The sequence below is a fragment of the Pseudomonas sp. 2995-3 genome (genome assembly GCF_002742565.1).
Lineage (GTDB): Bacteria > Pseudomonadota > Gammaproteobacteria > Pseudomonadales > Pseudomonadaceae > Aquipseudomonas > Aquipseudomonas edaphica.
Genome location: NZ_LJSB01000186.1, coordinates 1 through 252 on the forward strand (window position 1 = coordinate 1; position 252 = coordinate 252).

Sequence of the window (252 nt, forward strand, 5' to 3'; positions counted from 1 at the left end):
ACCTTCCCCTGTATTCATCTCAGATATATCACCGTGATGAAGAATGATACCACCGATAAGCTGCACTGGATAATGTGTTAAACCAAGCGCTCTGGTAGAACCTTCACGTACAACAGCAAATGCCTCTGGAAGCATCCCCTCCAAAGCCTCTCCATTACGAAACCGCTCTTTAAATTCCTCGGTCTTTTGACGAAGTCCATCATCACTTAGCTTTTTCATATCTTCAGATAATGCTTCAATCTTATCCACATG

The 252-nt window shown here is 42.9% G+C and carries 1 protein-coding gene; it reads right to left on the reverse strand.

The features are described 5' to 3' along the window. Nucleotides 1-252, reverse strand: a 252-nt coding sequence (locus AOA62_RS16485) for a hypothetical protein (protein ID WP_143521842.1), incomplete at both ends; no start/stop codon positions are given.